Below are 23,553 nucleotides of genomic sequence, written 5' to 3' on the forward strand. Positions count from 1 at the left end.
TCTTTTGTTAGATAAATCGTAATGATTTTGTTTTAATTTATTCAGTTTAATTATTATGATTATAGTTTGTGTACGTTTTAATTTGAAATTAAATTCATGTTCTATTAATAGTGTAGTAGAATAATATTTTTATTTTTTCTAAATCGTAATAATATCGATTCATCTATCGATATAAATAGTAGAAATGGGGAAAAAAGTTGTTTCAAAAACATAATTTACTTACGGTATTTGTTTTATTTGCTATTTTTATATTAATTAGTGGTTGTGCAAATGAACAAAAGAATAGCAACAAGACAAACAATAATAAAAAGTTAGAAATTGTAACTACATTCTATCCTATGTATGAATTTACTAAAAATATTGTACAAGATAAAGCAAATGTTAAATTGTTAGTCCCTTCGAATATAGAACCACATGACTGGGAGCCTTCTCCTAAAGATGTAGGAAGTATACAACAAGCAGACTTGATGATCTATAATAGCACCTATTTAGAGACATGGGTTCCATCTATCGAAAAAAGTGTAAACAGAGATCATCTTTCTTTTGTAGAAGCAAGCAGTGGAATTGATTTAATGGAGGGTACTGAGCACCATAAGCATGAAATGGATCCGCATGTTTGGCTAAGTCCTGTATTAGCTCAGCAAGAAGTAAAGACAATTACAAATGCTGTAATTAAGGCAGATCCAAAAAATAAAACTTATTATCAAAAAAATAGTGATGAGTATGTAGCGAAACTAGCACAGCTTGATAATAATTATCGTACTGCACTAAATAATGTAAAAAGAAGAGAGCTAATTACTCAGCATGCTGCATTTGGTTATTTAACAAAGGAATATGGGATAAAGCAAGTGCCAATTGCAGGATTGTCCCCATCACAAGAACCAAGTCCCGCAAAGCTTGGGGAGTTAAAAGAATTTGCTTTAAAACATAAAGTAAAGACAATCTTTTTTGAAGAATTAACTTCACCAAAAGTAGCCGAAACTTTGGCAACGGAAATTGGTGCTAAAACAGAAGTACTTCATACATTGGAGGGATTAAGCAAAAATGAGCAAGAACAAGGCCTTAATTATATAACAATCATGCATCAAAACCTCGAGGCAATAAAAAAATCACTGGATGAATAAATAAAAAACTAGTTTTATAAATAGCGTGTGTCACAAATTTAACGCACGCTATTTTATGTAGTGCAGAAAGGAATGATCTGTTTGAAATTGGCTTCTTTAGATAATATTGTTTTTGGCTACACTCATGTTCCTGCGTTGAATGGAGTGTCATTTGAATTAAACAGTGGAGAATTCGTTGGAATCACCGGTCCTAATGGAGCATCAAAATCCACTATGCTTAAGATCATGCTCGGCCTGCTTAAGCCGTGGGAGGGTGAAGTCAAAATTAGTAAGAAAAATGCAGAAGGAAAAAGATTAACGATTGGGTACGTTCCTCAACAAATTGCTTCCTTTAATGCTGGATTTCCAAGTACAGTTATTGAGTTAGTTAGGTCTGGAAGATACCCGAAAGGAAAATGGTTTAAAAAACTTGATGAAATTGACGAGATAAATGTAAAAAATGCTTTAGAAATGGTTGGAATGTGGGAATTTAGACATCATAAAATTGGAGCTTTATCAGGTGGACAAAAGCAAAAGATCTGCATCGCTCGTACATTAGCTTCTGAACCGGATTTAATGGTTTTAGATGAGCCAACTACTGGAATGGATCATGAAAGTAGAAAAGGATTTTATGAATTTATGAGCCACCAAGTAAAAAAACATAATCGAACAGTGGTTATGGTTACCCATGATCAGGATGAGGTAGAGAATTATCTTGATAAAATCATCCATTTAGAGAAAGGAGAGCAGGGTGGATGGAAATGTTTAACCTTGAATTCATGCAACGGGCGTTTTGGGCTGGCGGATTAATAGGGATTATTGCGCCGCTTTTAGGTGTATTTCTAGTTTTAAGAAGACAAGCTCTGATGGCAGATACACTATCCCATATTTCATTAGCAGGTGTAGCTATTGGATTTTTTCTTCATTCAAATATTACCTTATCAAGTATTTTGGTAGTAATTATAGGAGCTGTTGGGATTGAATATATGCGAAGAGCATATCATACGTATTCTGAAGTTTCCATTGCAATATTAATGGCTGCTGGACTTTCCTTTGCGTTGTTTTTAATGAGCATTAGTGATGGAGGGATGACAACGAGCATAGATCAATTCCTATTTGGTTCAATAGTGACAATAAGTTCTGGACAAGTATATACATTATTAGGTGTGACCATTGTCATTTTACTTTATTTCTTTATTCTAAGAAGGCCATTATATTTAATGACATTTGATGAAGATACTGCATTTACTAGTGGTATTAATACAAACCTTTTGTCTTTATCATTCAGTGTGATTACAGGTTTAGCTATCTCTGTGATTATTCCAACTATTGGGGTACTTCTAGTATCAGCGTTATTAGTATTACCTGCTGCTTTCGCTATCAGGTTAGCAAAAGGATTTAAAATGGTATTTGCAACGGCAATGATTCTCTCATTATTTAGTATTTTTACTGGGCTTATTTCTTCTTATTCATTAGGAACACCTCCAGGAGCAACAATTACGTTATTATTAGTTATTATTTTATTAATCGGTTTTATCATTCAAAAATTGGTATTGCATTTTACAAGAAGTATAAAACGCCGTTCAATAAGATAAAATCATATTTTTTTCGTGGTTGATATATTTAGGCTCTTTTCGTATAAATTGTTGCTTTTAGACTATAAACTTAGTCCGTTGATTTCCGCTCCAGACACTTGCTTTCCGCGGGGAGGGATGGGAGCCTCCTCGGCGTTACCGCCTGTGGGGTCTCCCACTTCCCTCTTTTTCCCGCAGGAGCCAAGTGTCCTCCGCTACAATCAACTCAGATTGTTAATAAAATATCACTAAAAAAGCAACAAACTTTACGAAAACAGCCTATATTTATGAAATAGGGATGTTCCATTGTAATTGTGGAACATCCCTATTATTATGCTACTTTATCTTGACCTTGATTATCTGAATCTTTTTTATTGGCTTTTTTTCCCCACCAGGTTGCAAGAAGTGGACCAGAAATATTATGCCACACACTAAATATCGCGCTTGGAACTGCGGCAAGTGGTGAGAAATGTGCGATTGCTAAACCTGCACCTAACCCTGAGTTTTGCATACCGACCTCAATAGAGATAGCTTTTTGGTCTTTATAATCTAATTTTAAAATTTTTGCTAAGAGAAATCCTATTAATAGGCCTAGACCATTATGTAAAACTACGATTACAAAAATAAGAAGTCCGTTTTGAAGAAGTTTTTCGGAATTCGCTGCGACTACTGCTGAAGCGACTGCAACAATACCAATAACCGAGATTAATGGGAGAGCTGCGACACTTTTCTCCACTTGTTTATTAAACAATAATTTCACAATTACTCCTAATACAATCGGTATAAGCACAATTTTAACAATAGACATAAACATATCTCCAGCAGATACAGGTAACCACTTACTAGCAAATAAAAGTGTTAATGCCGGAGTAAGGATTGGTGCCAGTAAAGTGGAAATTGATGTGACTGCAACAGATAATGCTGTATTTCCTTTAGCTAAAAATGTCATTACATTTGAAGCTGTTCCTCCAGGGCAACATCCTACTAAAATAACACCGACCGCTACTTCAGGGTCGAGCCCGAAAGCATTAGCAAGTCCAAATGCTAATAATGGCATGATGGTAAATTGACCGATGACTCCAATAAGCACACTTTTTGGAGCTTTAAATACGGCTTTAAAATCATTAAGAGAGAGCGTTAATCCCATTCCAAACATAATAATTCCTAATAACAAACTAATATGCGGCGCTATCCAAGTGAAGCCGCTTGGTAAAAAGTAACTTAAAATAGCGAATATAATTACCCATACCGCAAAGGTATTCCCTGCAAATTTACTGATACGTTCCAATGTTTTCAATTTTCTTTCCTCCTTTAAAGTATTATTATAATGTAATTTGTCGATTTTTCAATAAAATATTAATAATCTGAAAAGGATAAAGAAAATATCTTTAAAAATGAAGGAGGACTGTTTGAAAAAACCTTCTTCAAATGTGTGATTTAAATTTGATTTAATCTTTCGATTATCCTCCTCTTTTTGTAAAGCATTTTTCCTACTTCTCCTACATCTTGTATCATTGAACGATTTGTAAATGCACCAAACATAATTCCAGTAATAGGAACCGTTTGTAATAGCTTTTTCCATCCGAATTGATCGCGGAAGGAATAGACAATATCTCTCCATCCTTGTAATTGTGACATCATTTCGTATGAACGCTCATTATTATGATTAAAGGATGATAGCTCTTTTAGTATAGCTTTTTTTCCGGCGGCATCAGTCGAAGAAAATTGTAAGCACTTGAAAATAAATATTCTTTCATATTTTTCATTTGGATTATATCCATAAATAATAGCTATTTCTTGTAGTGTTTTTAATGATAATCCTAGAAGTGCCGGGATATCGATGGTTAAAGTAACAAGTCCCCCTATTCCAGTTGTTGCTCCTTGAAGCGTAGCTATTTTTGTTCTTCGTTCTATGATGCTATTACAAGCTTGATTCATGGAATGTATTGATAATTGATTCAAATCTTGAAGTTGATTGATTTCAACACTTGTTTCTTTTTGTAACAATTTAAATATATGTTTTTCATTTGTTAAATACTTACCTCCGTTTTGAATAAAACTTCCAATTTCATCTAACAAAATACCTATCTTATTGTGAATAAACTTTGGTGTTATTCGATCCAGAATTTTAAAGGGGATCTTGGTTATTCTTTTCCAAAACCAAATTCCACTGATGTTTTTTTCCCATTTTTCGATTTTACGTAGTTCTATAAACAATTCCTCTTTCGTCTCCATATCCATTCTCGCTTTCTATAGTTAAAAAATAAGTGATTTGAATAATTATTTCCTATTTTGGTCTAAACATTCTTGATATCTAAACATAGGTTTTTGTCACAGGTATAGGAGGTAAAAAATATGATACAGATAGTGAGTGATGTGAGGAGGATAGAAATGGAGAATCAAGAAGATGCAAAAAAATATTTGTCAGATGTAGATTCTTGGCTGAATGAAATTTCTTATTTTCTTATCGATTTAAACAATGATTCTAAAGAAGATATACATCAATTAATCAATGAAACGAAAGGATTAGTTAGAGAGGAAAGGGAGCGTCAAGAGATTGAAGAGTCAGGATTGATTACCATTCAATACTCCGTCCAAGATATTAACGATTATATTCAGACGCGAGTGAATGAACTGGAGAGACAGCAGGGAGCAGTAACAATAGGCAAACATAAGCTCCCACCTTTACCATATGCCTATGATGCTTTAGAGCCATATATTAGTAAAGAAATTATGATTTTACATCATGATAAACATCATCAAAGCTATGTAGAGGGATTAAATAAAGCGGAAAAAATGATGAAGGAAGCAAGGGATAGAAATAACTATGATCTGATAAAGCATTGGGAGAGAGAGGCGGCTTTCCACGGCTCTGGACATTACCTCCATACTATCTTTTGGGATGTGATGAATCCGAAGGGCGGGGGCCAGCCTCATGGTGAATTGTTAAAACAAATACAAAAAGACTTTGGCAGCTTTGATAAATTCAAAAGGCATTTTTCGGAAGCAGCGAAAAAGGTTGAAGGGGTGGGGTGGGCCATTTTAGTTTGGTCGCCAAGAGCGCATCATTTGGAAATACTACAATCTGAAAGGCATCAATTATTAACCCAGTGGGATACGATCCCTCTTCTCGTTTTGGATGTTTGGGAGCATGCTTATTATTTACAATATAAAAATGATCGAAATAAATATGTAGATAATTGGTGGAATATTGTGTACTGGTCAAATGTGGAAAAACGATTTAATAAAGCAAAAGAATTGAAGTGGGATCCGTATTAGGGTTTGGATGTTTTAAGAAATGGTATAAAAGTAGCTCACACTTATCGTCGAAGAAAGTGTGAGCACATGATTATTCTTGATTGAATAAATGATGTAGTAAACGCTCCTTATCAGTGAAAAATTGTTTCATAATTGAATAATGTTTCGTATTCTCTAAAGAAGTTTCAAAAATTCCATCATTAGTAAATTCAAAAATCCTTGAATGTGGGTATGCCATAATAATTGGTGAATGAGTAGCGATAATGAATTGTGAATTTTGATGTACTAATTCATCAATTCTAGACAACATTGATAATTGCCGTATTGGTGAAAGTGCTGCTTCCGGTTCATCAAGGATATATATACCATTTCCAATAAATCGATTTAAAAAAGTAGCGAAAAATGATTCTCCGTGAGATTGCTTATGTAATGAAACACCCCCAAATGAATCAATAATAGGTGGTCCAAATGCGAATTCTTTATCTAATTCCTCAATGTTTGAAGCAACATTGTAAAAAGTTTCAGCACGGAGAAAAAATCCATCCTTAGGTTTATTAACTCCCTTTACAAGCTTAATATATCTATCTAATTCAGAATGAGAGTCATAGGTAGAAAAATTAAAGTTAAATGTTCCTCCTTCCGGATTGAAGCCTGTTGCAACAGCAATGGCTTCCAATAGGGTAGATTTCCCCATTCCGTTTTCTCCGACTAAATAGGTTACCTTTGGATGAAAGGAAAGTTTATTTAGTGTCTTAACGACAGGCAGGTTGAAAGGGAAATGATTGAATGAAGGAATCTCATTTCGCTTTAGCTCAATGAATTTAATATATTGGTTACTTGATAATAAGTCCATTTGTTAAACCTCATTTTTGTACTTTATAATTTGTATTTATTTACCTTTTTTTAATAATGTCCCTCGATAGATTGCTTCGCGTAATTCCATTTCATAATATTTTATTTCAGGCAAGCCCATTTCTTGTGCAATAGAAATTTCATTAGCCCTCCCATTTATAATGCCATTATTTGTTATATTTCGCCATTTCTTGTTTAACTCCTTTAAAATTTTGAAAAAGGTGGGGAAATAGCATTGGAAAATTTTAAAAAAATGTTTTACCAAAACCTTGATTATTTAAAATATATCTGTTATTCTAAGAATGAATTATTTTTGTTCGGTATGTAAGGAAGAGAAAGTGTTTAACTTATCGCCTAATATCACTTGAGCAAGGATAGTAATACATTGTGTGTATAACACACTAGGAGGAAATTAACATGGCACAAGGTACAGTAAAATGGTTTAACAGCGAAAAAGGTTTCGGCTTCATCGAAGTAGAAGGCGGAGACGATGTATTCGTTCATTTCTCAGCGATCCAAGGCGAAGGTTACAAAACACTTGAAGAAGGTCAAAAAGTAACTTTTGACGTTGAGCAAGGTCAACGTGGAGCTCAAGCTGCTAACGTTCAAAAAGCTTAATTGCTAAAATGAAAAAACAGACTCTATATGGGTCTGTTTTTTTGTACGTTTTTTAGGAAATTAAAAACCCTACTATAAAGTTATAGTAGGGACAAAAAGGTAACAGTAAATGGTATTTTTATTATAACATAGAAAGATGGAATAGCTTATAAAAATTTTTCTTTTATGAAAAATTTTTTCATTATTTTTATTCTTTAATGTTGATAATTCAAATTTAGTCTTTTTTTGTATCATTTCAATAATGTGCTGTAAATCATATTGATTCAGATATTATAAATATTTAATAAAACGCTGAGGGGCTTCTAAAAATTGTTTTGTAACCATAACATGCTCCGTTTCTTCAAAGGCTATATTTGCCGGTGGGGAAGAGTCAAAAGTATATAAGTCTGCATTAGGAATCCCCATTAATATTGGAGAATGAGTAACTATAATAAATTGAGAACCGTTTTGTACTGCTTCAAGAATAATACTTATTAATGTAAGTTGTCGCATGGGAGATAAAGGTGCTTCGGGCTCGTCAAGTAAATAAAGCCCATTTGGCTTAATGCGTGCTTGAAAGAAATCTAAAAAGCTTTCCCCATGGGATCTTGTTTCCAAACCATTTTGATAGAGATGATTTAGTTGATTGAGTGTTCGTTCGTGTGGAAGGGATGCTAAGGATTTTGCATACGCTGATTTATTTTTGTATTTTTCTTCTATTTGAGTCAATTCATTTTCCGCATCTACTCTCATTTGTTTGATTCTCTTTGTGAATGAGATAAAATCCTCTGCTCTAAGAAAGAAGCCTGTTCTTGTCTTTATCTTCCATTTTATATAAAAAGAATCTGCTAATTCCTTGGCATAAAGAAAATCAGGATCATCCTTTACTTCGACACCTCCTGCGGCTGGAAGTTGACTGGCCGCTGAGATTCCTTCCAGAAATGTTGATTTTCCGCTACCGTTTTCACCGATAAAAATAGTAATAGGATTTATAAAAGAAAGGGATTGAAATTGCTCAAAGATCGGCAATGAAAAAGGATAATGACGTCTAGAAGCAATTTCCTTCAATTGTATAGATTGAATAAACATATTTTTATCACCTATCATTTTTTTATAAAAAACCGCAGGAATTATGCGGTTTTCATTATTTTGCTTTAATACATTCAGTGCATTTCTTAAAGTCGCCTTGCAGTAGATGTAGCTCCTTGTATCCTATACGGTGCAATTTAAGACAATATGAGTACTTCTCATTCCGCTTTGGTAATACAGATAAGCAGGTTTATCCGGACGATTTTCTTTTATCCATGATAGTTTTTATGATTCTTATATATTGAACATCTCCCAGACCATATTGTGGGAAAAGATGAAATAAATGATTCAGCAAGTCATCTAGAGACTTATCAAGATTTTTCTTAATATAAGCTGTAATTTCGTTATCTTCCTTTAAATAATCGAAATAAAGATTTATTCCCTGATACATGACTGGAATTAATTGAACATTAGGAATACGATGTTGAATCAGAACTTGTTCATAAATTTCTTTATATCTATCTAGTTGTATTTCAATTTCTTCCACATCATAAGTCGTTTCCTTTACCATATGGTAGTATACTTTTCCTTTATACCCAACTTGATCCAGATATGCTAGTACTGTAAGTAAATTCATCTGACAAAACATGTCATCTCCAAACCATAAAACAATGCATTTATATTGTTTTTCAAACAGTGGTTTTAAAGTGTTAATAGTAATTTTCTCATATTCCTTTAAAGATACTTGATGTCCTGACGCTCTTATTTTATTAAATTCGTCACTAAATATTGTAGAACAGGTATCATTGGAACACATGGCTTCATTAAAAGGAACATAGTCACTTTGTCCCATTAACTGCTGTGAAAAAAATTCTTCATACATCTTCTGTCCGTTTAAAATATTCAATATATCTTGATCAAACTGTTCAGCGATTTTACTTTGTAAAGTTTCGATTTTTAATTTCTGAGAAATTTCCAAAATATATCCCTCCTTTATACCAGTCATATTGAGTTTCACAAAGGATTGCAGTGGCATCGGATTTTTTCTAAATGTATTAGGACTAATACCGAATGTACGTTTGAAAGCTCTTGTAAAAGCTTCTTGAGACGAATACCCATATTTAATCGCAAGATCAATCATTTTTTGATTTGTTTTTTCAAGTTCGATAGAGGATAGATATATTTTTCTAAGTGCTAAATATCTTTTTATACTAATTCCTGTCATTTGATGAAACTTGAAAGAACAGTAAAAAGGTGAATACCCCATATCATTTCCTAAGTTCTTTAAAGAAAAATCATCAAAAAGATGGTCTTCAATCCAATCTATCATCTCCTGGATTATATCGTTCACCCCCTAAGCCCTTACATCAATAATAAGCGAAGAGAAAATGAAATTTTTGATATAAGTTGTGTTTATTCATTATTTAGATGGACTTGATGATAAAAATTAAGATTTATTGGAAAATGAAAGAAAGACTATAAAAACTGTGAATGGTAATATAAAAATAAAAATCAGAGACATGATTGCCCCTGATTCATTTTCGGTTATTTCCAATTTAATTCAATAAATTCGTCTCTACCTGATTTTCTTCGGTCCTCTAAATACTCATTTTTATTTTTTTTATAATAGTCTTGATGATAATCTTCAGCAGGGTAGAATGTCTCTGCCGGTAATATTTTAGTAACAATTGGTTTGTTGAACTTACCACTATCACCTAGTATTTGTTTCGAAGCTTCAGCAAGTTTTTTTTGCTCTTCAGTATGGTAGAAAATCACAGTGCGATATGAATCCCCGCGATCATGGAACTGACCGCCATCATCAGTTGGATCAATTTGCTGCCAATAGATGTTTAGTAACTCATTGTAACTAAATATATTTGGATCGTATGTGATCTGTACGACTTCATAATGTCCAGAAGTACCTGATTTTACATCTTGATAGGTTGGGTTTTCTATATGTCCTCCTGAATAGCCTGAAATCACTTTGTGAATTCCATCCCATTGATCAAATGGCTTTACCATGCACCAAAAGCAGCCGCCTGCAAAAGTTGCCTTCTCTAATTGTTTTTCCATTTAGCATCCCCACAATCCAATTTCATAAAAAGTTTATTATATTCGGATAATATCATTTTTTTATGATATAAAGCAATTAAAGAGACTATCTTTCTTATTTTTATTTTTTTGATGAGGGTTGACACTAGTGTGTATTAAACATATAATACACCTATAAAGTGTATGAACCGAATAATACATACATCTTTCTAATCTTAGTGTATGAACTATATAATACACACAATAAACTGGAGATGTTTCTATGAAGATTAACTTTAATAATCGTGATCCTGTATACGTACAGGTTGTACGATATTTTAAGGAACAAATAGCAATTGGCATGCTAGAAGGCGGGCAAGAAATTCCGTCACGAAGGGAGCTTGCTTCGATGTTGAAAATTAATCCGAATACGGCGCAAAGAGCCTATAAAGAAATGGAGGAACAAGGGTTGATCCATACAGAAAAAAATTTTCCAAGTCGAATTACTAATGATGATGCAATACTAAGTAAAGTACGAACAGAATTAATCATGGAAGCAGTTGATTCTTTCGTTCAATCGATACGACCAATTAATGTTCCAGTTGAAGAGCTGCTGGACCTAGTAAAAGCGAAATATAATTCAACCGGCAAAGAAAGGGAGGAAATCGAGTGATTGAAGTACAAAATGTAACCAAAAAGTTTGGCCGTAAAAAGGTGTTAAATGGTATATCCTTTACGGCAAAAAAAGGCGAGATTACCAGTTTGATTGGAATTAATGGTGTGGGAAAAACGACTACCTTGAAAGCCATTTTGGGCCTTACACCTATCAATAGTGGAAGTATTTTAATTGATGGTGAAAAGTTGAATAAAAATAGTTATGAAAAAATAACGTTTATTCCTGATGCAATTACTGTTCTCCCGCAAATGACCATTCATGATGCTATGGTTTTTATGAACGACTTCTATCGAAGTTGGAATCAAAACCGAGCAAATGATCTACTTAGTTTTTTTAAATTAGATAAAAGTAACCGTATATCTGAATTATCAAAAGGAAATGTAGCAAAGGTAAATTTATTATTAGGACTGTGCCTGGATGTTGATTATGTTTTAATGGATGAACCTTTCTCAGGGATCGATATTTTCAGTAGAGAGCAAATTGCAGAAGTTTTCACGAGTCATCTTGTTGAAGACAGAGGTGTCATTATTACAACCCATGAGATTAATGATATTGAACATCTAATTGATAAAGTAGTCTTAATGGAAAATGGAACAGTTTTAAAGGAATTTAATACCGAGGAAAAAAGGCTTACTGAAGGGAAATCAGTTGTCGATGTTATGAGAGAGGTGTACCAGCCATGAACAAATTTTTAAAGCTAGTAAACTTTGAAATGAATCGTTTTAGAAAGTTTTTCTTGATATTATTAGGAATCACACTCACGCTTCAATTTGTTGGTGTAGTTGTAGAATCTATGATCTATACGAATAAAGCAAAACAATTGATGAATGAACAATCAATGACAGCTGCACAATACGTGCAGGATTACGGTCATATGGCTTTCACGCATATTATAAACACCTTATGGTTTCTAGGTCCTATTGCTATTTGTAGTGTAGCCATTACTTTTTATATCTTCCTTATTTGGTATCGTGATTGGTTTGGCAAAAACACATTTATTTATAGATTATTAATGCTGCCAACTTCAAGACTAAATCTTTTCTTGTCGAAAGCAATAACGATATTTTTATTAGTGCTTGGATTAATTGCTTTTCAACTAATCATATTACCATTAGAAAATGCCGTATTAAAGGGGATTGTTCCTAGTGAATTGAGATATGATCTGGAATTGAGGGAGATACTTTCCGTTAAATATATTAATTTTATCATTCCCAGTTCTTTTTTTGAATTTTTTCTTCATTATGGTACGGGGCTTATTGCGATCTTCGTTATTTTTACAGGGATCTTATTTGAGAGAAGTTATCGCTTAAAAGGTATCGTTATTGGAATTCTTTATACCATTGGCGCTGCAATAGTACTTTTTTCACCCTATCTAGTGGAGATGATTTTTCATAAAAATCTTCTTTATCCCATTGAAATTTTTGTATTATTATTGATCACGGGTGTCATCGTGCTTTTAGGTTCATTATATATAAGTGGTTATTTATTAAAGAAAAAGGTAACGGTTTAGGAGGGCAATATGAAACGTTATATTAGTTCAATCATTATTGTAGCAGTCGTGGTATTTAGCATCGGCACCTTTTATATTTATTCAGCGGTTTCAGCTAGTCCCTTTCCACATTTAAAAATAGTAGGAGAAAGTGGAAATGAAAAGGAAATTAAGTCGCTCATTATTACAGGAGATTATCAATTAGGTCAGGATCATGATAACTTTGAATTGTCATTAAAAAGTACGGTTTATAATAGCGAAAGATCTTTTCTAGATAAACTAGATAACGAAACAAATAAGATTAAACAGCTAAGAAAACAATATCGAAATTTTATGCGAGGGAAGATGGGTTTAGATTCTTTTTATGAGGATCAAGATATCCTGATTTATGCGGATACTAATTCAAGTTGGAATGGTATGGATGGTAACACTAAGTTAGAAATTTCAATGCTAGATAAAAAAGACAAAAAGAAAACAAGTTTTGAAATCCCTCTTTCAAATCAATTTCGTTATGCATTTGTTCAGGATGTACAGCGAGTTGGAAAACAATTGAAAGTAATTACAGAAAATATGCGAAAACAAAATATAAATAATGAAAATGAAAACAACGAGTTACATGTGTACACCATTAACTATTCTAATAAAAAGCTTGTTAATGATGAAGTCATTAAATCTTACAACATAGAGAATGTAAATACATACAGTCAATTTCAAAAGATTCCAGTTATAGATGAAACAGCTCCAAGTAAATATGTTTTATTTAATAATTCTTTAATTAAAAGTACTGATCAAGGAGAAGAGGAAGTTGTAAAAAGTGAGCTTATTGCTTATAACACTGAAACTTCTGAAAAAGAAATCATTAAACTCCCGAAAAAAATAAATATTGATCAAATTTCGTCTTTTAATGGAGATATCATATATATTGTTTCCAGAAATACAAGTGGATTGAAAGTAATATCCTATAATTTCGAGAGTCAAAAAGTAATAAGTGAAATAAAAATACAAATACAAAACACAGAAAATATGGATATAGAAGATATAGTATATAAAATCAAAAATGAAAAACTCTTTATTATTACATCTAATAAGGGTAATAAAAAAAATGCTAATGTCTTAGTTTATGATATAGATACAGGTGAATCCCTTTTTAAAGGTAAAATTGTGGAGAATGACCAAAAAGATAATGAGACGAAGAAAAAATCCTCTATATGGCTTTATGACATAGATTTCAATTAACGTAAAAAGCCATCATTGGAAAAATAATGGTGGCTTTTTGGAAATTATCTGAAACTTTTTATGGGTGTCATCCGTCTAATATATGGAGATATTTTGAAAATGTAGGAACTATTAATTAATAGGGGGGGATCAATTTGATGGTTCGGAATAAAATTGACAAACATATAAAACGAATTCTAACTCCAGTATTAAAAGAATTTGGTTTTACGAGTGTTAATAGCAGGAATTATTACACGTTACATAATGACTGTATTTGGGTATTTAATATTTATCATGTAGGAAAATATTATTCCGAATTATCAGGTTGGCCAGCACAATCCTTAAATGCAACCGTAGGTATTTATTTTGATTTTATTCCTCCTGAGTGGGATGAAGTAGATAGATATGAAAAATTTCCTAAATATTATGATTGTCAATTACAAATGGAATTATCTAGTCAATTAGATGCTAAGACTAAAGTTCATCAATTCGATCGGGAGAAAGAAAATGTTTGGTGGTTTAATTCTGATGGAAATAATATAGAAGATGTAATAGATGATATTAGAAATTCTTTTATAACAACGGGTTTGCCATGGTTGAAAAAGTATTCAAATATTGAAAGTGCTTTTGAAAAAATTGAAGGAGAAATGAATTCATACCATAAATTTTATAAAGCAAAATTTTTTGCTAAACACTTAAATCAATGGGATAAGTATGAAAAATATAATCATTTATTTAAGGTCGAAGCCAATAAATTTGGTGAGTGAAAAAATTTAGTCAAAGACAAAAGGTGAAAGTTACTGACCAGCTAAATAGCGGAAAGAAACCATATAGAATATTATTTCAAAAAATTCTATATGGTTTTTATTATGAATAACTCCTGATTCTTAATAAATAATAACAACGTAAAGATTATTTCAAACCAGGAGGGATTGTTAATGCAATATCAGCAAGGACAAGGTCAAACACATCAAAATATGCAAACAGGCAGTGTTCCCCAACAAATGAACCATGGTGGTCACGAGATCATGGATGTGGGAGAAGTATTATCTGGTGCAATTGGAGCAATGAATCAGTATACACTCCTTCGTGATCATGTACAAGATCCGGAATTGCGTAATATTCTCGATCGCCAATATCAATTTATGCAAAATGAATACAATACAACTGTAGATTGCTTTCAATCTGGACAAGATCCTGCTAGACCTACTCAAACCTATAATATGCAACAGGACAACAACTTTATCTACGGATTGACGCCAACTCAGCCGAAAAAGCCATTGCAATCCGCATCAGAAATAACAGATGAATGTATTTCAGGACTCATGCTTGGAGCAGTTAAATCTTGTGCATCAATGAAAACGATGGCAGCATGTGAAACAACAAATCCTGTTGTTCGAAGAGTATTAGCTGATTCAGTACCAAATGACATTGAAATGGCATACGAACTTTCTATTTATCAAAACAAGCATCATTATTATCAAGTACCTCAATATTCTCAGCAGGATATGCAGCAAATGCTAAATGCCTATGCACCTGCACAAGCGCCAACTCAAATGCCAAATAATAATATGACTCACTAAAAAATATTCATATTATATTAGCAAAACACCATTCAATTGAGTGGTGTTTTGTCGTGTTTATTTGTGTTAAAATAGAGGTTGGTATCTATTACATATAGAAATAAATTTTTTAATACAAGGAGAAGAATGATGGGTAAAATATTAATTTTTGGACATAAAAATCCTGACACTGATTCGATTTGTTCTGCGATTGCATATGCAGAACTAAAAATGAAATTAGGCTGGGAAGTTGAGCCGGTTCGTTTAGGCGAAATAAACGGAGAAACAAAGTACGCTCTTGAACAATTCGGAGTAGATGCACCGCGTTTAGTACAAACTGTTGCAGGTGAAGGTAATGGTGTCATTTTAGTTGATCATAATGAACGCCAACAAAGTGCAGATGATATTGATCAAGTAAAAGTGCTAGAGGTGATTGATCATCACCGTATTGCTAATTTTGAAACTAGTGATCCATTGTATTATCGTGCGGAACCTGTTGGCTGTACAGCAACGATTTTAAATAAAATGTATAAAGAAAATGGAGTTTCTATTACAAAAGAAACAGCAGGACTTATGCTATCAGCGATCATTTCTGATTCCCTATTGTTCAAGTCACCTACTTGCACTGAGGAAGATGTAAAAGCAGCTAAAGAATTAGCAGAAATTGCTGAAGTGGATGTAGATAGTTATGGTTTAGCTATGTTGAAAGCTGGTGCTAATTTAAGTGATAAAACTATCCAACAATTAATATCTCTTGATGCAAAAGAATTCCAAATGGGAGATCATAAAGTAGAAATTGCTCAAGTGAATGCTATTGATACAAATGACGTTTTATCACGTAAGGAAGAATTAGAAACAGCTTTATCAAACAAGATTTCAGAAAAGAACTTAGATTTATTCCTATTTGTTGTAACAGACATTTTGAAAAGTGAGTCAATCGCTGTTGCACTAGGAAAAGCAACAAGTGCAGTTGAAACTGCATTCAATGTAAAATTAGAAAATAACACAGCTACATTAAAAGGTGTCGTATCACGTAAAAAGCAAATAGTACCTCAACTTACAGATGCTTTAAAATAAAAAGAAAAGCGGAAGCGCCTTGCTCATCGACGTACGTACTGGAGGGACTTTGACTGAGATAAAGGAAACACGATGAGCCGCAGGCGAATCGATGTTGACTTATCGTAGGGAGAAGTCCTGAAGTACGCTAGTCGATAGGCGCTGGAGCTAGACAACGCAGACACTTTTAGTAACTTACATCCATTTAAAAATTAAATATTTTCTTACCTTTTGAAAAAAATCGGTAAAGGAACGTACATAATTTCCTTTACCGATTTTTTAATATTCTACTTTATCACGAATATGTGTCTTGTTAAATTCTGTAGGATTTGGATTGAAATATTTATCTGTATATTTAGCAATAAATTTGTCATTTTGTAAATATCCTGCACCCCAAGTTGGATCCATAGTAAGCCACTTGCCATCTATTTTCGCTTCAATCCAAGCATGGTTCTCTTTCCAGACTCCGGTACCAGCTTTACCTGAAATAACTCGGGCTTCAATATTACTAGCTCGTAACAGTGCACCTGCGAGGTAAGCATAATCTTGACAAACACCTGTTTTTAAATCTAATGTTTTTAATGCACTATCATCCCATTTGAATTCATTTTTTTTAAATTTAGTCACATCATAAGATACATTTTTTGCAGTAAATTCATATATAGCCATTGCTTTTTCACGATCATTTTTTTTATTTCTATTTATTTTATTTGCTAGACTAATAATTTTAGGATCATCAGATTGAATCCCTCTTGATGGAAGTAAATCACGTTTATCCTCTGTAGCAGTATTGTCAACTGAAAATACAGCTACCGAAAAATAGCGGAAATAATTAGAATTTTCTTCTTTTATTTCAGGAACATTTACGGAAACTTCATATGTACCAGGTCCAAATCGTAAGTATACAGATCCATCAAACACAAAATCCTTTACAGGAATAATATCTAGTGCCTCATCATTATCTTTTTTAGTTTTCACATATATATGTGTTGTTTCTTTAGCTAATAAGGCGTTAGGATCAATTTCTCCTTTAATATGATACGTTAGATTGGTTTTGTCGCCGCCAAATTGCGGGTTTTCAAGTTTAATGCCTCTTTCTTCGTAGGTACGAAAAAATTCAATTGGTTTCATTGTTCTATTAGACTGATTATCTACAAAAATAGTTGTACCATATTGATAACGATTTTCAGTATTTTTATCAGGTACTAATATATTTATTTGATGAATTCCTTTTCCGTAAAAAAGAGGTACTTCATAAGTAAATTCCCCATTTTTCACAGGTATTTCATGCTTCCAATTATCCATGTCCTTCTTTACTTCAATCATTATGTTTTTATTTTCAGGTGTATTTGAAATTTTTCCATGAATGTCGATTAACTCATTTCCAGTTATAAATCCGGAACTAATGTCTTTAAGGGCTAACTTTGCTTCCTGTGCAAAAGGAGTATAGGTTAAATCTCTTTGTTTTTTAGGATTTACATTAATTACCTCGAACGTTGAAAGATCATAATAATAATTATCTCGATCAGTGGCTGGTAGCATTACTCTTACTGAATACTTTCCATCTCCATTATAGAAATGAATCTTCTCTTCAAAATGTCCATTAACTATAGGAATATAGTATTCTTGTACCGAATTTGAATCAATGACATCAAGTGAACTTACCTTTACCCATGCATAATTCTCTTTTAGGAGTTCATGTTTTTCAACATCTCCAGAAATGGAAAGTTCCTCATTCACTGCAAATAGTTTATATGTCGGTTTTGATAATGCGGCACCAACTTTCTCACTGTAACTAGTTAGTACAATTGGTTCCAAATCAAGTTCTTTGTTTTGTTCATTCGCCAGTTTATCATACTTTGTTTTTTCTTTGTCAGCTTGGGTTTCTTGTTTATTATCCTGTTTATTATTAGTTTTTGATATTGTATGATTGCTGCATGCAGAAAGGGGAAGTATAAGTAATGATGAGAGAGCTGTAACTAATAGTACCTGTTTTATTTTCATTATAGTCCTCCTCTGAAAGCTAATACAGATATTACCATATACTTATTAGTTATAACATATTTATAACTTGGAAAAATATGAGTAGAAATACCTAATTTTGATTTCATGTAAGGATCAGACTATTTAATCGTATAAGCTCGCAAAAAGGACGCACACCTGGCGTCCTTCTTGTCCATTTCTCGTATATACCTCACCAAAAGTGCGATTTCGCGTTACTTCTTAAGATAATGGTGTTTTGTGTTACTTGAGTTTCTCCATTTACTTGAGATTTCGTGTGCTTCCTTCTCGTCCAAGTATGATGAAAACGCTCAGACTGCGGATCTAAATGGTTTTTGTAACTCATCAAATCACCTCTTAGGTAGGATACATACTTTGAAACAGTGATATTCAAAGGGAATATCACTTTTATCATTTGTTAATAGAGTAAAAAAATACGTGAGACTAGGTGAAAATATTGCATGTCCTTTCAGTGATCTTGCAAAAGCGGCCTTATCAAAAAAACGAGTCATTACATACAATGATTAATAATGGCAATTTAAATAAATCCATTCTCACAATTGAATAATAATGTAAACGTTTTATAATGAAATGTTTTGTTTAGAATAAAATAATAAAATGTTACCGTAAGGAGGTTCTAAAGTGAATTCTAATAAAGCACTCGAAGTACTTGATAAGATGAGACTTCCAAATGGTGCTTACACTGCTAGCTTGTCAACAGATTATCGTTTTGTTTGGATCAGAGACGTTTTTTATACGGTCTTGCCTTTTATATATTGTCCATCCAATCGTTTCGACAAGGCCATACAATCTTTATTTGATATGTTTAAAAGTTATGAGTGGAAAATTGATATCCATACAGTAAAAAAGCCGTCCTTACTATTTGAATATATTCATTCACGTTATTCGCAAGATTTAAAAGAAATGGATCAGGAATGGGGCCATGCACAAAATGATGCAATAGGGGCGTTTTTATGGGGAGTAGGTGAGAGGTATAAATATAATCAAAAAGTGATTAGAGACAAAAAAGATCTGCAAGTATTACAAAAATTAGTGAACTATCTTGAATGCCTCGAATATTGGAATGCAAAAGATAATGGCATGTGGGAGGAAGCAATGGAGCTGCATGCTTCAAGTGTAGGTGCATGTGTTGCAGGACTCAAATCTGTTCAATTGTTAGTTCATGTTAAGAACGAATTGATCCAGAATGGCGAAGAATCATTAAGAAAGTTATTACCAAGAGAAAGTGAACATAAGGAAACAGATTTAGCACTATTATCATTAGTTTATCCTTACCGAATTATTAATCGTAAAATGGCATTAAAAATTGTAGATGATGTTTCAAATAATCATGAAAGAATATATGGATGCATCCGATATAAAAATGATATGTACTATAATGAGGGAAAAGAAGCGGAATGGTGTTTTGGATTTCCATGGTTAGGATTGTGCTATATGGAACTTGGGATGATGGAAAAAGCAGCCGAATACGTCTCTAAAACTCAAAGAATTGTTCCGCATAATTGGGAAGTCCCCGAATTATATATTGGAGGAAAAAATAAACCGAATGGAAATACTCCACTAGCATGGTCTGTTGCTTTATCCTATTTATTTTTAGAATCAATGAAACATAATAATAATGATTATCATGGTAAACAAGTATCCTAAAATCAAAAATAGGCTTCTCATGTGTGAGGGCCTATTTTTAATGCTTTATTAAAGGTTATTGCTAATAAAATCACCTGGTATGTGTGAAGCGATTTCTTTACATAGTACAACTAGCTGAACACATACCATACAGGGTTTTATTAGAAACAATAATATTGTTTTACAAAATCATTTTTAAAATATAGTAAGCCCTTTCAAAGATAAATTGATGAAATATAACAAAACAAGACAATTTTCATCGAAGGATACGCATTTTTTGCATCGAATGTTATTAGTAACTCTTTAATGCTAAAAAGCTAAAAAACAACAAACCATTGGGGGAATTCGATTGGAAGATATACTTCTTACTCATAAAGACATTCATCTGTTTCCTAGTGAATATGATTTATATTTGTTTCATGAAGGCACCCTGTTTGAGAGCTACAAAATGCTTGGCGCACATATTATTTCACAAGAAGGAATAGAAGGAACAAGGTTCAGCGTTTGGGCACCAAATGCTAGAAGGGTGTCAGTTGTTGGAGACTTTAATCAATGGAATGGCTCCGAATTCAGGATGGAGCGTGTGGAACGGTCAGGAATATGGACTTTATTTATTCCTAATCTTAAGGAAAGTGAAATATATAAATATGAAATACTATCTCCAAGTAACGAACTTGTGTTAAAAGCAGACCCATATGCATTTTATTCAGAGGTTCGACCAAATACTGCATCAAAAATTTACGATTTAAATAAATATAAATGGAATGACCAAAAATGGATGAGAAAGAGGTCAAAGAATGATTTATATCATCGACCAATGTCAATTTATGAAGTACATATCGGATCATGGAGAAAAAAAGGGGATGGTGGTTTCTATACATTTCTTGAACTAGCAGATCATTTAATCGAATATGTTCTAGATTGTGGCTATACCCATATTGAATTAATGCCTATAATGGAACATCCATATGATCGATCATGGGGATATCAAATTACAGGATACTATTCAATGACAAGCCGATACGGTACTCCAGAAGATTTTATGTACTTTGTAGATTGCTGTCATCAAGCAGGGATTGGAGTCATTTTAGATTGGGTTCCGGTTCATTTTTGCAAAGATGCCCATGGACTAGGGAGATTTGATGGTACACCATTGTTCGAACCTATCGATCCTCTGAAAGCTGAACGTCCAAATTGGGGTACATATAATTTTGATTATGAAAAGCCGGAAGTCAGAAGTTTTCTTTTTTCAAATGTTATGTTTTGGATGGATATATATCATGTTGACGGTTTTCGAATAGATGCAGTATCATCATTGATTTACTTAAATCACGATCATTCAATGCCTGTCACATTAAAAAATATTGATGGCGGCGAAGAAAACCTGGAAGCCATCCAATTTTTGAAAGACTTAAATGTTCACATTTTCAATAAATATCCTGGTGTTCTAATGATGGCAGAAGAAGCTACAGCATGGCCACTTGTAAGTAAACCTACAACTTGGGGAGGATTAGGTTTTAATTATAAATGGAATATGGGATGGGTGAATGATGTTCTACGGTATATGCAACTTAATTTAGATGAAAGACCAAACAACCATCATTTACTTACCTTCTCTTTTTTTTATGCTTTCTCGGAAAATTTTCTATTGCCATTTTCTCATGATGAAATGGTTTATGGAAAGCGTTCATTACTCAATAAAATGCCTGGTGATTATTGGCAGAAGTTTGCAAATTTAAGATTGCTTTTTGGCTATTACTTTACACATCCGGGTAAAAAACTAATGTTTATGGGGAGTGAATTTGGTCAATTTGATGAATGGAAGGATCTATCCGAATTAGATTGGAATCTGTTTAGCTTTGAATCTCATTCACAGTTTCATAAATATTTCAAAGAATTGAATCAGTTTTATAAAAATACTAATTGTTTATGGAGACTTGACCATGATGAATCCGGATTTGAGTGGATTGATCCGAATAGTAATGAGCAATGTGTCATATCGTTTATTAGAAAGGGAAAACGCAAAGGTGATTACTGTATTGTGGTTTGTAATTTTTCCGCCAATACATATTTTCAATATCGCATAGGTGTTCCGGCAATAGGGAAATATTTAGAAGTATTTAATAGTGATAAAGTCCAATTTGGTGGTTCAGGACAGTGTAATAACGATTCCATCTTAGTCGAAAAAATTTCTTTTCATAAGCAACCATACAGTATGAAAATAACGGTTCCTCCACTTGGAATAGCTATTTTTAAGAAACAAACGAAAAAAAGACGGAAGGAAGTAGCGGAGAATGGGGTCTAAAAAATGGATAGCTATGTTATTAGCAGGAGGTCAAGGTACAAGGCTTGGAGAATTAACAAATGGATTAGCGAAACCTGCTGTACCGTTCGGAGGGAAATATAGAATCATAGATTTTACACTTAGTAATTGTACCCATTCAGGCATTGATACAGTAGGAGTCTTAACACAATATCAACCCCATCTTTTAAATTCATATGTTGGAATAGGGAGAGCATGGGACTTAGACCGAAACTTTGGTGGTGTTTCTGTATTGCCTCCTTACAAAGGAAAAGATGGGGGAGAGTGGTATAGAGGAACAGCTAATGCGATCTATCAAAATATACAATACATTGATCAATTTAATCCTGAAAATGTTCTCATCATATCTGGAGATCATATTTACAAAATGGATTATAGTCAATTGCTTCAATATCATATAGAAAAAGGGGCCGAAGCTACTATCTCAGTGGTAGAAGTACCTTGGGAAGAAGCCCATCGTTTTGGAATTATGAATACTGATGATGAAATGAAAATCATAGAATTTGAGGAAAAACCAAAGAATCCCAAAAACAATCTCGCATCTATGGGTGTATATTTATTTAATTGGAAAATATTAAAACAGTTTTTAATTGAGGATGAACAAGACATCGCTTCTTCAAATGATTTTGGAAAAGATATTATTCCAAAAATGCTGGCAAATCATAATCATCTTTACGCATACAGATTTAGTGGGTATTGGAAAGATGTTGGAACGATTGAAAGCCTATGGGAGGCACATATGGATTTAATAGAAGATGTACCTTTACTTCAATTAGCTGATCCGTATTGGAATATATATGCTGGGAATGCGAATCATCCTCCACAGTATATTTCTTCAGAAGCGGAAATCAATCAATCATTAATCAATGAAGGCTGTAGCATCTACGGAAAAGTTTATCAATCTGTCTTATCTTATAATGTCCAAGTTGGGATAGGAACGACAATACAAGATTCAGTCATTATGCCTAATGTGAAAATCGGGAAGAATGTGACGATTAGAAGATCGATCATTGCCAGCAATACAGTTATTGAAGATGATTCGGAGATCGGATCCTCTGATCAGTCGAGTAAAATAACGGTAATTGGAGAAAACCAGAAAATAAGTTCTTTTATATTTTAAACACAAAACGACAAGGGGAC

The 23,553-nt window shown here is 33.0% G+C and carries 23 protein-coding genes; 15 read left to right on the top strand and 8 right to left on the bottom strand.

Features of this window, described 5'->3' with window-relative positions; translation table 11 throughout:
• The first annotated feature begins 197 nt into the window (after positions 1-197).
• From ACQKP0_RS18330 to ACQKP0_RS18340, 3 genes are all read left to right on the top strand, one after another.
• The gene (locus ACQKP0_RS18330; protein WP_427407272.1) at positions 198-1,124 is read left to right on the top strand and encodes a metal ABC transporter substrate-binding protein; all 927 of its coding nucleotides are present in this window, start codon (positions 198-200) and stop codon (positions 1,122-1,124) included.
• Between the two features lie 81 nt (positions 1,125-1,205).
• On the top strand, positions 1,206-1,913 hold the full coding sequence (locus ACQKP0_RS18335; protein ID WP_427407334.1) for a metal ABC transporter ATP-binding protein: 708 nt from the start codon (positions 1,206-1,208) through the stop codon (positions 1,911-1,913).
• A complete protein-coding gene (locus ACQKP0_RS18340; protein WP_427407273.1) occupies positions 1,859-2,698 on the top strand; it encodes a metal ABC transporter permease in 840 nt (279 codons plus the stop codon). The genes ACQKP0_RS18335 and ACQKP0_RS18340 overlap by 55 nt, the downstream gene beginning before the upstream one ends.
• A gap of 310 nt (positions 2,699-3,008) precedes the next feature.
• Here ACQKP0_RS18340 and ACQKP0_RS18345 read toward each other — a convergent pair whose 3' ends face one another.
• Together ACQKP0_RS18345 and ACQKP0_RS18350 are read right to left on the bottom strand one after the other, a co-directional pair.
• The gene (locus ACQKP0_RS18345; RefSeq protein ID WP_427407274.1) at positions 3,009-3,974 is read right to left on the bottom strand and encodes a bile acid:sodium symporter family protein; all 966 of its coding nucleotides are present in this window, start codon (positions 3,972-3,974) and stop codon (positions 3,009-3,011) included.
• Positions 3,975-4,114: 140 nt separating this feature from the next.
• Complete coding sequence (locus ACQKP0_RS18350; protein ID WP_427407275.1) at positions 4,115-4,912, bottom strand: EcsC family protein; 798 nt, start codon at positions 4,910-4,912, stop codon at positions 4,115-4,117.
• A 120-nt stretch (positions 4,913-5,032) separates the two neighbouring features.
• Between ACQKP0_RS18350 and ACQKP0_RS18355 the strand changes: the two genes are divergently transcribed.
• Positions 5,033-5,956 carry a superoxide dismutase gene (locus tag ACQKP0_RS18355; protein ID WP_427407276.1) on the top strand — a complete coding sequence of 308 codons (924 nt, stop codon included), beginning with the start codon at positions 5,033-5,035 and terminating at the stop codon, positions 5,954-5,956.
• A 70-nt stretch (positions 5,957-6,026) separates the two neighbouring features.
• Here ACQKP0_RS18355 and ACQKP0_RS18360 read toward each other — a convergent pair whose 3' ends face one another.
• Entirely contained in the window at positions 6,027-6,788 is a 762-nt protein-coding gene (locus ACQKP0_RS18360) for an AAA family ATPase (RefSeq protein ID WP_427407277.1), read from the bottom strand.
• A 416-nt stretch (positions 6,789-7,204) separates the two neighbouring features.
• On the opposite strand from ACQKP0_RS18360, the gene ACQKP0_RS18365 reads away from it, so the two are divergent.
• On the top strand, positions 7,205-7,405 hold the full coding sequence (locus tag ACQKP0_RS18365) for a cold-shock protein (RefSeq protein WP_427407278.1): 201 nt from the start codon (positions 7,205-7,207) through the stop codon (positions 7,403-7,405).
• Between the two features lie 270 nt (positions 7,406-7,675).
• Here the strand turns inward: ACQKP0_RS18365 and ACQKP0_RS18370 are convergent, their stop codons facing one another.
• The 3 genes from ACQKP0_RS18370 to msrA form a co-directional block, all read right to left on the bottom strand.
• On the bottom strand, positions 7,676-8,491 hold the full coding sequence (locus tag ACQKP0_RS18370; protein ID WP_427407279.1) for an AAA family ATPase: 816 nt from the start codon (positions 8,489-8,491) through the stop codon (positions 7,676-7,678).
• A gap of 172 nt (positions 8,492-8,663) precedes the next feature.
• On the bottom strand, positions 8,664-9,764 hold the full coding sequence (locus ACQKP0_RS18375) for a helix-turn-helix transcriptional regulator (RefSeq protein ID WP_427407280.1): 1,101 nt from the start codon (positions 9,762-9,764) through the stop codon (positions 8,664-8,666).
• A 194-nt stretch (positions 9,765-9,958) separates the two neighbouring features.
• Complete coding sequence (msrA, locus tag ACQKP0_RS18380; protein WP_427407281.1) at positions 9,959-10,486, bottom strand: peptide-methionine (S)-S-oxide reductase MsrA; 528 nt, start codon at positions 10,484-10,486, stop codon at positions 9,959-9,961.
• A 241-nt stretch (positions 10,487-10,727) separates the two neighbouring features.
• Here msrA and ACQKP0_RS18385 point away from each other — a divergent pair, with 241 nt between their 5' ends.
• The 7 genes from ACQKP0_RS18385 (at position 10,728) to ACQKP0_RS18415 (ending at position 16,463) form a co-directional block, all read left to right on the top strand.
• Entirely contained in the window at positions 10,728-11,117 is a 390-nt protein-coding gene (locus tag ACQKP0_RS18385) for a GntR family transcriptional regulator (protein WP_427407282.1), read from the top strand.
• Positions 11,114-11,803, top strand: a complete 690-nt coding sequence (locus ACQKP0_RS18390) for an ABC transporter ATP-binding protein (protein WP_427407283.1) — start codon at positions 11,114-11,116, stop codon at positions 11,801-11,803. The genes ACQKP0_RS18385 and ACQKP0_RS18390 overlap by 4 nt, the downstream gene beginning before the upstream one ends.
• Positions 11,800-12,630: a hypothetical protein gene (locus ACQKP0_RS18395; protein WP_427407284.1), complete on the top strand. Its 831-nt coding sequence runs from the start codon at positions 11,800-11,802 to the stop codon at positions 12,628-12,630. The genes ACQKP0_RS18390 and ACQKP0_RS18395 overlap by 4 nt, the downstream gene beginning before the upstream one ends.
• A 9-nt stretch (positions 12,631-12,639) precedes the next feature.
• Entirely contained in the window at positions 12,640-13,845 is a 1,206-nt protein-coding gene (locus ACQKP0_RS18400) for a hypothetical protein (protein ID WP_427407285.1), read from the top strand.
• A gap of 137 nt (positions 13,846-13,982) precedes the next feature.
• On the top strand, positions 13,983-14,591 hold the full coding sequence (locus ACQKP0_RS18405; protein WP_427407286.1) for a DUF4304 domain-containing protein: 609 nt from the start codon (positions 13,983-13,985) through the stop codon (positions 14,589-14,591).
• 171 nt (positions 14,592-14,762) lie between these two features.
• Positions 14,763-15,407: a spore coat protein gene (locus ACQKP0_RS18410; RefSeq protein ID WP_427407287.1), complete on the top strand. Its 645-nt coding sequence runs from the start codon at positions 14,763-14,765 to the stop codon at positions 15,405-15,407.
• 129 nt (positions 15,408-15,536) lie between these two features.
• Complete coding sequence (locus ACQKP0_RS18415) at positions 15,537-16,463, top strand: manganese-dependent inorganic pyrophosphatase (RefSeq protein ID WP_427407288.1); 927 nt, start codon at positions 15,537-15,539, stop codon at positions 16,461-16,463.
• A 258-nt stretch (positions 16,464-16,721) separates the two neighbouring features.
• Here the strand turns inward: ACQKP0_RS18415 and ACQKP0_RS18420 are convergent, their stop codons facing one another.
• Positions 16,722-18,446, bottom strand: a complete 1,725-nt coding sequence (locus ACQKP0_RS18420; protein WP_427407289.1) for a transglutaminase domain-containing protein — start codon at positions 18,444-18,446, stop codon at positions 16,722-16,724.
• A 190-nt stretch (positions 18,447-18,636) separates the two neighbouring features.
• Positions 18,637-18,858 (bottom strand): YpzG family protein, encoded by a 222-nt coding sequence (locus ACQKP0_RS18425; RefSeq protein WP_427407290.1) that lies wholly within the window; start codon positions 18,856-18,858, stop codon positions 18,637-18,639.
• A 227-nt stretch (positions 18,859-19,085) separates the two neighbouring features.
• Between ACQKP0_RS18425 and ACQKP0_RS18430 the strand changes: the two genes are divergently transcribed.
• The 3 genes from ACQKP0_RS18430 (at position 19,086) to ACQKP0_RS18440 (ending at position 23,533) form a co-directional block, all read left to right on the top strand.
• The gene (locus ACQKP0_RS18430) at positions 19,086-20,111 is read left to right on the top strand and encodes a glycoside hydrolase family 15 protein (protein ID WP_427407291.1); all 1,026 of its coding nucleotides are present in this window, start codon (positions 19,086-19,088) and stop codon (positions 20,109-20,111) included.
• 337 nt (positions 20,112-20,448) lie between these two features.
• A complete protein-coding gene (glgB, locus tag ACQKP0_RS18435; RefSeq protein ID WP_427407335.1) occupies positions 20,449-22,395 on the top strand; it encodes a 1,4-alpha-glucan branching protein GlgB in 1,947 nt (648 codons plus the stop codon).
• Positions 22,385-23,533 (top strand): glucose-1-phosphate adenylyltransferase, encoded by a 1,149-nt coding sequence (locus ACQKP0_RS18440; RefSeq protein ID WP_427407292.1) that lies wholly within the window; start codon positions 22,385-22,387, stop codon positions 23,531-23,533. Before glgB ends, ACQKP0_RS18440 begins: the two co-directional genes overlap by 11 nt.
• Positions 23,534-23,553 lie beyond the last annotated feature (20 nt).

Source organism: Heyndrickxia sp. NPDC080065, from assembly GCF_050281185.1.
In the GTDB taxonomy this organism is placed as follows: Bacteria; Bacillota; Bacilli; order Bacillales; family Bacillaceae_C; genus Heyndrickxia.